Source organism: Halorubellus sp. JP-L1 (genome assembly GCF_011440375.1).
In the GTDB taxonomy this organism is placed as follows: Archaea; Halobacteriota; Halobacteria; order Halobacteriales; family Natrialbaceae; genus Halorubellus.
This window is the reverse complement of sequence record NZ_JAAOIR010000001.1, coordinates 969,850-979,746: the sequence shown is the minus strand read 5'-3', so window position 1 is coordinate 979,746 and position 9,897 is coordinate 969,850. Positions and strand designations below refer to the sequence as shown.

The window sequence follows — 9,897 nt, the reverse complement described above, 5'->3', positions numbered from 1 at the left end:
CGATTCCGTCCGGTGGGGGACGCCCGGTCAGCGGTCCACGCTTCCCCGCCGCGATCGCTGTCGCGAGCCGAACCGGGAACCCCTTACACCACCGCCCCCTACCCCGGTCCATGAGCGACCTCCCCGACCCGCCGTCGGGATGGACGGTCTGGAACGAGGACCCCGACGGCCGCGTCGTCCTCGCCTACCGCCCGGACGTCTTCAACACGACCGCCCACCCGCCGGAGTGCCTCCCGACGCTGTACCTCTCCCAGGGCCGACGCAACCACCGCCGCCCCGGCGTCGACCGCCCCGAGGCAACCACCGGCGACTGGTTCGTCCGCCTCTACTTCGAACCCGACGTCTCCCTCGACGAGACCATGCGTTACCCCGACCGCGACGCCGCCGTCGACGCCGCCTACGACCTCGCCGCCGACTTCGCCGCCGGCGACGTCGACCCGCGCGACACCTACCAGGTCCCCCGCCCCGACTACTTCGACGCGCTCGACGAACACACCGGAACCGACGAACGCGCCGATAACGACGAACGCGCCGGAAACGAGGACCGCGCCGATAGCGACGAACGCGCAGGCAGCGGAGACTGACCCACCGAGCGCGCCGCTACCGCGGTCACTGCAACGGCCTCCCACACCACCACCGAGTTTTACAGGGTCGCCGCCGTCGACCGACGCATGAACCAGCCAGACGACGTCGCGGTGGTGACCGGCGCGTCCTCCGGCGTCGGCGCGGCGACCGCTCGCGCGCTCGCCAGCGACGGGTACGCGGTCGCGCTCGCGGCGCGACGCGAGCACCGACTCGAGGACCTCGCCGCCGAGATCGAAGCCGAACGCGACGCGGACGCCCTCGCGGTCCCGACCGACGTCACCGACGAGCACGCGGTCGAAGCGATGGTCGACGCGACTCTCGAGGAGTTCGGTCGCGTCGACGTCCTCGTGAACAACGCCGGCGTCCTCGAGGGCGACTACGTCGCCGACGCCGACCCGGCGGACTTCCGCTCGCAGGTCGAGGTGAACCTCCTCGGGTCGATGTACGCCACCCGGGCCGCCCTCCCCGCGCTCCGCGACGGCGGGCACGTCGTGGGAATCTCCTCGATGAACGCCGACGAGCCGGCCGAAGGCGGGAGCGCGTACAGCGCGTCCAAAGCCGGGGTCAACGGATTCTACGACGCCTTCCGGAAGGAGATGGCCGACGACCCCGTCCGCGTCACCGTCGTGAACCCCGGCCCGATCCAGAGCGAGATGAACGACTGGAGCGACTGGGACGGCAGACCCCTCGATCCACGGGACGTCGCGGCAACCGTCGCGTTCGCGATCGGTCGACCGCAGCACGTCGAACTCCCCCGCCTCACCGTGAACACGACCGACAAGTTGTCGTCGTGAGGAACGCGCCCGCATCGCGAGAAGTGAACGGGTGAGGTCGTCGCTGTAATTGCCAGCCAGAAGCCGTCGCCGCAGTCACGACGGCGAGTCGGCGTCGATCTCGCGTTACTTTCCGACGCCACCGAGAAGCGGCTCCCGGACCTGGTCGAGCGCGTGGTCTAGGACGTCGTCCTCGCCGCGAGCGCGTCGAGAACGGACTGGAGTTCATCGAATCGAGTCCCCTGCCGTACTTCGCCCGAATCGGCGTTCCACGAGACGAGCTCCGACGACTGGAGTTTCGGGAGGTGCCGATGGTACATCTCGATTCCGAGCTCGTCGTCGGTCGCTGTCGGGTCCAGCGCTATCGCTCCGTCCGTCTCGTGTAGCGCGAGGAGGACTTGGCGCCGTCGTTCGTGCGCGAGTGCATTGAGTTGAGTGTCTTTCATTTGAAAGGAGGGTGTCCCAGTGGTCCCCGACTGGCGTCGTGAACGGAACCACTCCTCCTCGTTCTCGTTCGGGCACGAACGGGGATAAGGCTGGTTCGACAGCCCACCAACCGATACGGGATTCCGCAATTCTATCGCGAGAGATCCCAAAAGCCACAGGTATGACTGCTGAATCCGCACGAGTTCCATTGTAAATCTGCGGAAACCCGAACGACGGTCCTTTCCAGTTGATGACTCTTCGGGACTACTCGTCGCTCGTCGTCTCGGACGCGTCTGCCCCGTCGGCGGTCTCCCCGGCCTCGGAGCCCTGGAGGAAGAAGTGATTGAACGGCTGGACGTGACGCTGCCGCATCATCTCCGAACTCTCGATCTCCACGCCGATGTCGTGGATCGCGTCCGTGATACGGGTCACGTCCTTCGTACTCGTCCCGACGACGTCGACGTGGAGGTTGCGCCGTCCCGTAAGCATCTCGCGGACGTCCACGACGCCCTGGACTTGCCGGATCTGCTCCGAGAACTCCTGGAGTTGGGACGGCGACGCGGTGATGACGAACGTGAGCTGTAACGGCAGGTTCGCGGCCTCGTAATCTATCTCCGGATGATACCCCCTGATGATGCCGTCGGCCTCCATTCGATCGATGCGATTCCGAACCGTGCTCGCGGAGACGCCGGCGCTGTCCCCGATCTCCTGTGCGGTCTTGTTCCGCGCGTCCCGTTGCAAGAGAAAGAGGATGCTCCTGTCGACGTCGTCGAGGTCTCGCGCCATGAAGATAGATAGCACACCCCACGACTAACGTCTTCCCCGAACAGGAACTTGCCGACGATCTGCTCCCCCGGTTCCTCGCCGTCCGGTCAGCCGTGGGGACAGCCTGATACGCCTCCGCGGTGTACGGTCTGGCATGTCGACCGTCACGCTCCTCGGCTCTCGGCTCGTCGACGAGGGCACGGAGTTCGTCTACCAGGGCGAAGCCCCAGGCTGCGAGGGCTGCCCGTACCGCGACCAGTGCCTGAACCTCACGGCTGGCGTCAAGTACCGCGTCACGACGGTTCGGGATGGCGCGCAGACCCTCGACTGCGCGGTCCACGACGAGGGCGTGCGCGCCGTCGAGGTCGAGCCCGCGACCGTCGTCGCGAACGTCCCGAGCGCGAACGCGTACGCCGGCTCGAAGACCCAACTCGCCGGGGACTGCCCGTACACCGAGTGCCCGAGCCACGAGTACTGCGTGCCAGACGGCGCGGACTTCGACGAGGAGTACCGCATCGAGCGAACGAAGGGCGACCCACCACACGAGTTCTGCTACCTCGACCGCGACCTGACGATGGTCGAGTTCGAAGCCCCCGACGAGTGACCTGGCGATAGTCGCGCTCGCGGTTTCGGGGAGCTACCGCGAGCGAGACCCGATGACTTTTGGACTCGCCCGCGCGAGATTCCCGCATGACCGACGGGTCCGGCGACGAAACAGCGGACGGCGACGTGCCGGCGGCGGTGCCGCCGCGGCAGGTGCTCGCGGAGGACCTGGCGTCGATGCGGGACCTGCTGTCGCGAGCGAGCGCGTTCGTCGCCATCCCGGAGCCGAGCGTGCTCGTCGACGACGTCCGGTCGCGGCCGCCCCACGAGCGATTCCAGGCCGTCGCGCGCGACCACGCCGAGCGACTCGGCGCGACCGAGGTGACGCCAGCGGGAATCGAGGACCTCGTCGCTGACCTCCCAGTCGACGACCCGATGGAGCGCGCGACGACGTTCCTCGTCCGTCGCGCCGGCCGCCTCCAGGGCCGCCTGCTCGGCCAGCTCGCTCGCGAGCCCGAGCGACCGCGCGAGTACCTCGTGCTCGCGGTCGCCGCCGGCCACCTCCAGCGGGCCGCCGCGGACTGCCAGCACGCCTACGAGACCGGCGACGGCGACCTCGCCCATCACGCGAGCGTCGTCCTCGCGCTCGCCGCCGCGCTGTTCGCGCTCGCCGAGGACGGCCTCGGCGCGCCCGCCGACCGCGACCCCGCCGCCGCCGCGACCGACGACCCGCTCCCGGAGTGGTTCCTCCGCGAGGTCGCGCTCGCCGACCACCACCGCACGCTCGCCGCCGGCGACGACCCCGCGACCGACCCGCTCTCGCGCGACCGCGCCGACCTCGAGCACCTGCTCGTCGTCCAGGGTGCAGCGTTCGCCGTCACCGAACTCGACGCCGACCCGGCAGCGGTCGCGGAACTCGCGGACCTCCCCCTGGAGCACCTCGTGGGCGTCCTCGCGAGCGAGTGACGAGACTCGCGGATGCAGTCACTCAACCAACGGTTCCGGCGATGAGAGAGCAGTCGCTCAGCCGACGGTTCCGGCGATTAGGGAATAGTCGCTCAGCCGACGGTTCCGGCGATTAGGGAACAGTCGCTCAGCCGACGCTCCCGATGCGTTCGGCGGAGTACCCGAACACGTCCTCGTAGCCGTTCGCGGACATCAGCACCGGATAGAACTCGGTCTCGGCGACGCGGTCCTCGCCGTCGACGCTCGCGAACCGCGTGCCGGGCGCGACGCGCGTGAAGTTCTCGACGTGGACCTCGTGCCGGGACCCCGGTGCCTTCGCGACGCGCTCGAACAGCCGGTAGACGGGTACCTCCCGCGGTTGCGTGTCGCCGGGGAGGACGTCGAGCGCGGTGAGGAACGCGCGCGTCAGGCTGTAGGCGTTCTCCGCGGCCTGCTCGGACCCCTGGAGCCCGCACTCGACCTCGACGCACTCCGGCGCGGACGCGAAGATGCGGCCCTCGACGAAGTTCGCCGAGTCGACGAGCGCCGCGACCGGGAGGTGCGGGACGACTTCGCGCGCGAAGTCGTGGACGCCGTCGACGACCGCGAACGGCTCGCCGTGGCTCTGCGTCGAGTGCATCGCGAGCACGCGACAGCCTTCGAGTTCCTCACCGAGGCGGTACGCGAGCCGCGCCTCGTGCGTCTCGGCTTCGGGCGCACCGGGGAACGCGCGGTTCATGTCCTCGTCGACGTACCTGACGCCGCGCTCCAGCGCCAGTTCGTTCGCGACGACGAGCTTCGCGGGCTCCTTCACCGCTGGGTCCTCTTCGAGGACGCGTTCGATAGCGCGGACGCCACAGGGCTCGTCGCCGTGGATGGCCGCGACTACGGCCACCTCCGGGTCGCCGCTCCCGAGCGTCTCGACGCGCATGATTCGTTCGTTCGGAGTGCCCACACCCCGAAAAACCGTGCGGTCGGCGACGAAGCTGCCCGCGACCGCCCGAACTCGCCGTCGCGAGCCCGCGCGGTCGGTGGCCGGAATCGGCAGGTCCTTACTCGGGGCGTCCGAGTCGTCGGGCGTGAGCGGCGACGCCGACTCGGCCGATGCGACGACCACTGCGGACGGCGACAGTGCACTCGCCGACGCGAGCACCGAGCAGTCGGACGACGAGGCGTCGGTGGAGGGCGTGGACACCGAGCACGTGATGAACCTCACGTTCGTGCTCACGCTCCTGTTCGGCGTTCCGACCGTGGTCGTCCTCTCGCTGTTCGTCCCGCTCGACGGCTGGGGTGAGATAATCGGGTTCGTGGTCCGCGTCGGCGCCGCTATCTGGTTCCTGACGGCCGTCGGGCTGTACGTGCGGGAACGACTCCGGCTCTGAAATTCGCTCGCGGTCGAACGCTGGATCGCGCTCGCGCTCGCTCTACTCGACTGTGCCCTACTCGAGTGCGACGGCGTCGGCGTACGCGAACGCGACGCCGGCGGCCTCCGCGGTCGCCTCGTCGCGTTCGCTGTCGCCGACGAACACGACGTCCGCGGGAGCGAGGTCGAGGCGGTCGACGGTCGCGAGCAACGGCTCGGGGTGTGGTTTGCGGGTCGCGACGGTGTCGCGGCCGACGACCGCCTCGACGTCCGCGTCGAGTTCGTGGACGGCGAGCGCGTCGCGGGCGGCGGCCTCGCAGTTCAGCGTGCAGACGCCGACGGGCCGGGTCTCGGGAGCGAGCGCGTCGGCGAGCCGGAGTCGCGTCGAGGTGCGGGCGCCCTCGCACTCGTGGCGCGCGATCACCGCCTCCACGTCCGCGCCGAGTCCGTTCGCGTCCGCGTCCGCGAGGAGCCCCCAGAGGTCTCTCTCGCCGGGATCGACGCCCGCGTCTCGGTACGCGGTGGCGGCGTCGGCGCGCACTGCGTCCCACGCGACGTCCAGTCCCACGAGCGTCCCGTCGAGGTCGTACACCACGCCGTCGTATCCCGAGAGCACGCCCGGCCGTAGGTTCTCGGTCGTGTTACTCGTATCGGTGCGTCGCTCCGTCTCGGGCGGCTCCGCGCCAGCGAAGCATCACCCGCTCGAACGTACCCGCTTCCGAAACGCGGTGCTACTCGGATTTTAGTAAATGGTTTAATGCAGGAGGTCATCTTGCGGGACATGCCAAGCGACGACCTCCGCAACACCATCGAGCGAGTGGGGGACCGGTTCAACCTCGGCGAGTACGAGATCGACGCCTACCTCACCGTGCTCGAGCACGGCCAGCTCACCGCCAGCGAGATCGCCGACCGCACCGAGATCCCGCAGCCCCGCGTCTACGACACCGTGCGGTCGCTTTCCGACCGCGGGCTCGTCGAACTCCGCGAGTCCCGCCCGATGAAGATCATCGCGGTCGACCCCGACGACGCGTTCGCCGACGTCACGTCGTCGCTCGACGAGATGATCGACGAACTCGAAGCGCGCTACACCGCACCTGCGCGGGACACCGAGGCGGTGTCGCTCGTGAAGTCCCGGTCGACGATCCTGCGCTACCTCGAGGAGGTAATCGACGCCGCGGACTACGAGCTCGCGCTCTCCCTGACGCCGGACCTCCTCGAGCGGTTCTCGGACCTCCTCAAGCAACGGAACCACGAGGGCGTCAGCATCGAACTCCTCGTCACGCCCGCCGCGGGCGCACCCGACCCAGAGGAGTACGACTACGCGCAAGTCGCGACGACCGCGCGCGCCCGCCGGGGCATCACGACGCCCGTCATCGCCGTCGCCGACGGCGAGTACTCGATCTACGCCACCCAGGACGCCCTCCGCGACGACCAGGACCGCTACGGCGTCATCTTCAATCGCTCCGCGCTCGGGTTCCTCGTCTCCGGGTTCTTCGGGACCGTGCTCTGGACGACCGCCGAGGAGCTGTACGCCGACGGCGAGGACCGCCCGTACCCGCGCCGGTACGCGAGCATCCGCCGGTGCGTGAAGGACGTCGTCGCCGAGGGCGGCGAGTTCTACGCGACGATCGACGGCCGCGACGTCGAGACCGGCACGCCGAGAGTCGTCAGCGGGAAGGTCAGCGACGTCGCGTTCGAGACCACCGAGGAAGTCGCGACCCTCACCCTCACCGACGACGACACCGGCGAGGACGTCACGATCGGCGGGCAGGTCGCCGCGTTCGAGGACATCGAAGCCCACGAAATCCGTGTCGGACGGGACAGCCCGCCGAAGCAACTGGAGTAGCTGCCATCGCTGGTAGCGGTCGCGACGCTGTCGCTGTCGACTGTCCGGTCTCGACGGAGTGAGCGTTCGGCGCGGTCAGAGACCGATGACGTCGTCGAGGTCGACGTCGTCGACGTGACCGTCGCAGACGACGCAGCTGTCGATATAGTCGGGGGCCTGTCCGCCTTCCATGTGGAGGTTCCCGCAGTCGGTGCAGACGACTGGTTCGGCGTCGAGCATGCAGGCAGGACGACGCGGCTGGGGTAGTTCATTCTTGGGGGTTGATACCTCGGGTTGGAGTCACGGCTCCGTGTTCCGAAGTTCTTCGCGGAGTGCGATGGCGCGTTCCTCGAAGCGATCGCGGGGGAGGGCGTCAGGGCGAGCGAACGCCCTCGTCGGTGATCACCTCGTCGACGAGGTCGACGGGCGTGGCGTCGTACGCGGGGTTCTCGACGGTGAACCCCTCGGCGGGTTCGCGCATCACTTCGCTCGGCGACCGGAACTCGTTCTCGAACACGAACCCGTCGTCGATAATCTTCGCCGCGGACCCGACGACGACGACGGGGACGTCGCAGCGGTCGGCGACGGCCGCGATCGGGAACGTCCCGACGCGATTGTACAGGGTGTCGCCGACGATGCAGTCCATGCCGACGACGACGAGATCGCACTCGTCCATGTAGTAGCCGGCGGCGCTGTCCGCGAGCAAGTGCGGGTCGACGCGGTCGAGAGCGGCGAGCTGGCGCGCGGTCTTCCGGCCGAGGTACCGGGGGCGTGCTTCGGTGACGTACGCCTCCAGGAACTTCCCGCCCTGCGTCGCGGCCTCGACGGCCTCCAGGACCGTCGACGAGTAGTCGTGGGTGAGGATCGTCTGCTCGTCCTCGAGGTACGTGGCGGCGTTCTCCGCCGCAAGGTGTTTGCCGGACTCGACGGTGTCGACGACCCGCTCGATCGCGTCCGTCGTCGCTTCCTTCGCCGCCTCGACGTCGGCGAAGTCGCCGTCCTCGACGCTGTCGACGATCTCGCCCATCGCGTTGTGGAGGCTCGCGTGACTCGGGTTCGCTCGCTGGAGCGCCTGCGCGTTCCGGCCGAGCGCGCGCTCGTACTCCTCGACCGTCGCGAACTCGCGCTCGGTGAGGTCCGCGAGCGCGCGAGCGGCCTTCACGGCGACGACCGACGACGAGTGCGTCTGCATCTCCTCGATCTCTTCGACGGTCTCGTCTATCATGCCAGCATCGTCGCCCACGGACGGCATAGGCCTTTCCACCTCGCCGACGCCGCGCGGACTCGAACGCCGCCTACTGGCGCTCGGCGCTCGGGGTGCCCCTGGCTGGCGGGTTCGCGATGCGAGCGATGGCGGTGCTCGCGACGACGGCGATCGCGACCTCGAGGCCGCCGGCGACGAGGAACGCGGCGAGGAAGCCGTACTCGGCGGTGACGAGGCCGCCGACGAGGAAGCCGCTGAGCATCCCGAGGCTCCCGAAGACGTTGAATCCGCCCATCGCTGACGCGTTCTCGTTCGGCGGGACGACGTCGGTGACGAGCGCCATCGTCGCGGGGGAGACGAACGCGCCGCAGACGCCGACGGCGACGAGGAGCGCGGCGGCGACGACGTACGATGGTGCGAGGCCGACGGCGACGATGGCGACGCCGTAGAGGACGGAGCCGCCGACGACCGGCCGGTACCGGCCGATGCGGTCCGACAGCGAGCCGACGGGGTACTGGAGCGCGGCGAACGGGAGGAAGAACAGCGCGAGCGTGAGGCCGGCGGTCGCGGCGTCGATCTCGAACGCGCTCCGGAAGTACGAGACGCCGGCGAGCGCGAAGAACCCGGCGGTGAGGCGGTCGACGTACCCGAACGCGTACGGGACGAGGAGCACGGGGCGGCTGCGGACGCGGTCGACGACGGTGCCGACGGGGAGGCCGCCGCCGGTCGAGCGGTCCGGGACGGTCGCGGCGAGCGCACCGGCGGCGAGGAGGACGGCCGCTCCACCGTAAAGCGGGAAGAGCGGGTCGAGGGCGGCGAGCTGGCCGCCGACGACCGCGCCGAGCGCGGCGCCGAGGCCGATGGCGGTCCCGGCGGCGCCCATGTTCCGGCCGTGGCCGCCGCCGAGGTCCATGAGCATGGTGATCGCGAGCGAGAACGCACCGATGGTGAACGCGCCGCCGACCACGCGGAGGCCGAGCACGACGCCGAACCCGAGCCCGAGGCCGGGCGAGAGCGCGACGGCGACGTAGCTAGCGGCACCGCCGAGCGCGCCGAGAACGACGAACGGTACGCGGCGTCCGAGCGAGTCGCTGAGGAGCCCCCACGCGACCGCGAACGCGACGAACGCGCCGAACTCGGCGACGAGGAACCACGTCGGCGCGAGGATGCCCTCGCCGCCGCCGAGCGCGGCCACCGTCTCCTCCAGGCCGGGGTAGAGGAACACCTGCGAGACGAGGACGCCCCACACGACGAGGCCGAGCCTGGCGCGCTCACCGCGGGCCCCGCGGGTCCCCGACCCACCGTCGGCGCCCTCGTCTGGGTCCGCGTTCGCGTCGGCGTCGGGGCTCGCGTCCGGGGTCGCGTCCGCGTCCCCACTCGCGGCGACTCCGTCGGTCACGCGCGACGATACGCGTCGAACCCTCACCACGTTGTCGGTTCGCCGAGCACCCGCGGCGTTCGCCGACGG

Annotated in this window: 13 protein-coding genes; 6 read left to right on the top strand and 7 right to left on the bottom strand. The window is 69.8% G+C overall.

What is annotated here, in order from left to right:
- The first annotated feature begins 110 nt into the window (after positions 1 to 110).
- Together G9C85_RS04980 and G9C85_RS04975 are read left to right on the top strand one after the other, a co-directional pair.
- The gene (locus tag G9C85_RS04980) at positions 111 to 584 is read left to right on the top strand and encodes a DUF5820 family protein (RefSeq protein WP_369680770.1); all 474 of its coding nucleotides are present in this window, start codon (positions 111 to 113) and stop codon (positions 582 to 584) included.
- An 87-nt stretch (positions 585 to 671) separates the two neighbouring features.
- Positions 672 to 1,379 (top strand): SDR family oxidoreductase, encoded by a 708-nt coding sequence (locus G9C85_RS04975; RefSeq protein WP_166037499.1) that lies wholly within the window; start codon positions 672 to 674, stop codon positions 1,377 to 1,379.
- Positions 1,380 to 1,537: 158 nt separating this feature from the next.
- Here the strand turns inward: G9C85_RS04975 and G9C85_RS04970 are convergent, their stop codons facing one another.
- Together G9C85_RS04970 and G9C85_RS04965 are read right to left on the bottom strand one after the other, a co-directional pair.
- Complete coding sequence (locus tag G9C85_RS04970) at positions 1,538 to 1,804, bottom strand: hypothetical protein (RefSeq protein ID WP_166037497.1); 267 nt, start codon at positions 1,802 to 1,804, stop codon at positions 1,538 to 1,540.
- Between the two features lie 244 nt (positions 1,805 to 2,048).
- Positions 2,049 to 2,570, bottom strand: a complete 522-nt coding sequence (locus tag G9C85_RS04965; protein ID WP_166037494.1) for an Lrp/AsnC family transcriptional regulator — start codon at positions 2,568 to 2,570, stop codon at positions 2,049 to 2,051.
- A gap of 133 nt (positions 2,571 to 2,703) precedes the next feature.
- On the opposite strand from G9C85_RS04965, the gene G9C85_RS04960 reads away from it, so the two are divergent.
- Both G9C85_RS04960 and G9C85_RS04955 read left to right on the top strand, forming a co-directional pair.
- Complete coding sequence (locus G9C85_RS04960) at positions 2,704 to 3,153, top strand: UPF0179 family protein (protein ID WP_166037492.1); 450 nt, start codon at positions 2,704 to 2,706, stop codon at positions 3,151 to 3,153.
- An 86-nt stretch (positions 3,154 to 3,239) separates the two neighbouring features.
- Entirely contained in the window at positions 3,240 to 4,058 is an 819-nt protein-coding gene (locus G9C85_RS04955; RefSeq protein ID WP_166037490.1) for a hypothetical protein, read from the top strand.
- Positions 4,059 to 4,185: 127 nt separating this feature from the next.
- On the opposite strand, the gene G9C85_RS04950 is transcribed toward G9C85_RS04955, so the two are convergent.
- Positions 4,186 to 4,968 carry a succinylglutamate desuccinylase/aspartoacylase family protein gene (locus tag G9C85_RS04950; RefSeq protein WP_166037488.1) on the bottom strand — a complete coding sequence of 261 codons (783 nt, stop codon included), beginning with the start codon at positions 4,966 to 4,968 and terminating at the stop codon, positions 4,186 to 4,188.
- Positions 4,969 to 5,116: 148 nt separating this feature from the next.
- Between G9C85_RS04950 and G9C85_RS19190 the strand changes: the two genes are divergently transcribed.
- Positions 5,117 to 5,419 (top strand): DUF5822 domain-containing protein, encoded by a 303-nt coding sequence (locus G9C85_RS19190; RefSeq protein WP_166036125.1) that lies wholly within the window; start codon positions 5,117 to 5,119, stop codon positions 5,417 to 5,419.
- A gap of 57 nt (positions 5,420 to 5,476) precedes the next feature.
- Here the strand turns inward: G9C85_RS19190 and G9C85_RS04940 are convergent, their stop codons facing one another.
- Entirely contained in the window at positions 5,477 to 6,016 is a 540-nt protein-coding gene (locus G9C85_RS04940; protein ID WP_166037486.1) for an HAD hydrolase-like protein, read from the bottom strand.
- A gap of 165 nt (positions 6,017 to 6,181) precedes the next feature.
- Between G9C85_RS04940 and trmB the strand changes: the two genes are divergently transcribed.
- A complete protein-coding gene (gene trmB / locus G9C85_RS04935; protein WP_166037484.1) occupies positions 6,182 to 7,246 on the top strand; it encodes an HTH-type sugar sensing transcriptional regulator TrmB in 1,065 nt (354 codons plus the stop codon).
- A 75-nt stretch (positions 7,247 to 7,321) separates the two neighbouring features.
- Here the strand turns inward: trmB and G9C85_RS04930 are convergent, their stop codons facing one another.
- From G9C85_RS04930 to G9C85_RS04920, 3 genes are all read right to left on the bottom strand, one after another.
- The gene (locus tag G9C85_RS04930; protein ID WP_166037482.1) at positions 7,322 to 7,465 is read right to left on the bottom strand and encodes a hypothetical protein; all 144 of its coding nucleotides are present in this window, start codon (positions 7,463 to 7,465) and stop codon (positions 7,322 to 7,324) included.
- Between the two features lie 133 nt (positions 7,466 to 7,598).
- Positions 7,599 to 8,450, bottom strand: a complete 852-nt coding sequence (locus G9C85_RS04925) for a translation initiation factor eIF-2B (protein ID WP_166037480.1) — start codon at positions 8,448 to 8,450, stop codon at positions 7,599 to 7,601.
- 70 nt (positions 8,451 to 8,520) lie between these two features.
- Positions 8,521 to 9,828, bottom strand: a complete 1,308-nt coding sequence (locus G9C85_RS04920; RefSeq protein WP_166037478.1) for an MFS transporter — start codon at positions 9,826 to 9,828, stop codon at positions 8,521 to 8,523.
- Positions 9,829 to 9,897: the final 69 nt, after the last annotated feature.